Below are 2,259 nucleotides of genomic sequence, written 5' to 3'. Positions count from 1 at the left end.
ATCGTTTACGTCTAGCCACAGTAATTCACTCTTAACTTCCGTTGATTACTACACCCTACTCAAATCTAAATTTTTCGCAACAGTGCCTTCTGCTTCATAGTGTTGGATGAGATATATACAGTGCCATCTAATATAATACGTGCAGTTCTAGAGATTAAACTTTTCTTTAATTTAAATTGATTGTTTACTTTTTTTAAACATGTTTCAATACTAATAATTCCACTAGGGTGACTAATGCGTAGAAAATTTTTTGACTTTATTAATTGACTATTAACCACACTTCCTGGGATCAAACTTGCAACACTGAGTGCAATTGTTGCACTTACAGGGTGAGCCTTATGAACATTTTGCATAAATATTAGTCGAGAAGTAATGTCTGAATTGTTTTTTAAAAAATTATTGCCATTTAATGATATAAAATGACTTGAAGGGCTAACTATAGAAACGAAAGGAATATATGGAGACATATCAATAGATTTTTCAAAGTCATCAATTAAACCAATTTTTTCTGCAGCTTTTCCTCTAATTATTTCAATAATATTCATTAAATCTCGATTGGAATATATATTTTCTGGATATTCATTACCTATAATACCTAACGCATCAGCGTTAATAAATACAACTAAATTTCCTGCATCAACAATAGAAACATCGAATATCTGTCCATTTACCTTGATAATATCTCTTACATTCCCTGTAGGTAATAGATTTCCTGTAGTATCACCACCGCAATCAGCCCAGTCCATATCAATTTTTGGCCCGGTGCCTGGAACACCATCTATTGAATAATCACCCTCAATACAGCAAAATGAATTATAAACAGGTATGAATACTGTTAATATACGCCCTGTATTTTTCATATGAATCCTAACAGTCGAAATTTCTTCATTTTTTTTTATATGAATATAGCCTTTATTAATAGCAAAAATTCCTACAGCTGCTGATATATTTCCACAATTTCCTCTGTAATCAATCATCGGCTTATCAATAGATACTTGGCCAAAAACATAGTCAATGTCAGCATCAGTTCTTGTGGAGGCTCCAATTATGCCTAACTTACTTGTCAATACATCTGCGCCTCCTAAACCATCAATTTGGCGAACATCAGGACTGCCAAAAATGGATAATATTAAATTATCCCTTTCATTATGATCTCTTGGTAAATTTTTTTCTTCGATAAAAATTGCTTTACTAGTTCCTCCGCGAACAATTGAAACAGGAACAGATTGTAATATTTTTTCTTCTTTCATCTTAATACCATTATAAAAAAAATAAATTAAATACTGATTAATATGGCCGTTGATCAGTTTTTTCTTTAATCTTTCAGGAATAAATTGTTAAATTATTCTGCCTGAAAACTCGGGAGCATTATACTACTGAGTGTTGCACTTCAGATGACGGAGGGCGACGCTATTCCTATAACGCTCCACAAGTGTCCAATATGACTTGGCCGGCACATACCACCAGATCAAATTGGGACAGAACCGCGACGCTTACGAACACCTACTCACCTCGTACTTTGCACTTCATGGCTCTCAGTATTTGACATAAGGCAATTTTTTCCTTCGTTCAATTTTAAAAAAATGAATGGACTAGTTTGTTGAAATGATAATTTTGATTCTCCGTCCAAATAACTATTGATTAATTTAATAATTTTTGCCGGTAAATAGGAAATATCAATATGCCCTTTATCTTCTTCTTGGTTTTTTTGCAATAAATGATTTTGTTGCACCAAATGCTTTCAACATCTCTTGACGATTTGAAAACATTAAACCTCCTGAATTACCAAATAGTGATAAATAGATATCATGTTTAATTTTCAAAGCTGCATGACGAAACATATTATCATCATCGACAAAAAAAACAATATTATCTTTATTATATGTTGTAACATCATTAGAATTTTGTCTAATTATAACTTTTTTATCATCGTTCTCAGTCATTGAGAGATTAGTCCAGTTTGATTGTGGTGATGTATTAAGAGGGACATTCCCTCGACCAAACATTAACTCATTAATAAAATCGCCCTCCGTCATCTGAAGTGCAACACTACTCTATACTAAGCCGCCATCAAATACTCTAAAAAAACATGATTAGGTGAGCAATAATTCAAACTCGCTCTTCTTCTGGTGTTCAATGTATGCTCTATTTTTGGCACTGTTGCGAAAAGTTATCGTGAGTTTCAGAAAGGTTATTTTCTTGTGTTAGCTACCTTAGAATAAGCAGCTAATCCAAATAATTTATCAATGAGCTGGTTTT

Annotated in this window: 2 protein-coding genes; both read right to left on the bottom strand. The window is 32.8% G+C overall.

Going from position 1 to position 2,259, the window contains the following annotated elements; genetic code table 11:
- Window positions 1-65: 65 nt before the first annotated feature.
- Entirely contained in the window at window positions 66-1,250 is a 1,185-nt protein-coding gene (locus tag C200_RS07870) for a 2-methylaconitate cis-trans isomerase PrpF family protein (protein WP_016212135.1), read from the bottom strand.
- Between the two features lie 438 nt (window positions 1,251-1,688).
- The gene (locus C200_RS07860; RefSeq protein WP_016212131.1) at window positions 1,689-2,036 is read right to left on the bottom strand and encodes a hypothetical protein; all 348 of its coding nucleotides are present in this window, start codon (window positions 2,034-2,036) and stop codon (window positions 1,689-1,691) included.
- Between the last annotated feature and the right edge of the window lie 223 nt (window positions 2,037-2,259).

The organism is Piscirickettsia salmonis LF-89 = ATCC VR-1361, assembly GCF_000297215.2.
GTDB lineage: Bacteria > Pseudomonadota > Gammaproteobacteria > Piscirickettsiales > Piscirickettsiaceae > Piscirickettsia > Piscirickettsia salmonis.
This window is presented reverse-complemented; position numbering and strand designations above follow the sequence as displayed.